Raw genomic sequence first — 271 nt, forward strand, 5'->3', positions numbered from 1 at the left:
GTAGTTGTCACGGTTGGCTTTCATCAGGGCTTCGGCTTTGCCGAGGTCGCTTTTGCTTTCTGAGTTAGGATCAAGACCGGCGTAGTTGAGGGCAATCGACATCACTTCTGCCGGGGAGTCCAGAATGCCAATACCACAGTCTTGCAGTTTGGCAGAGATTTTGGGGTCAAAGATCAGGTCGAGGGTATCGGCGGGCATATCACCCAGTCGCGCCTTGATCATTTCCACGTTGTAACCCAGTCCAATGGTGCCCCAGGCCCATGGCACGCTG

General features: G+C 54.6%; 1 pseudogene. It reads right to left on the reverse strand.

The window, feature by feature from the left end:
- Positions 1 to 271 (reverse strand): annotated as a pseudogene (locus tag Q4563_RS19975) (spermidine/putrescine ABC transporter substrate-binding protein PotF); the annotation flags it as partial.

This window comes from Gilvimarinus sp. 1_MG-2023, assembly GCF_030548285.1.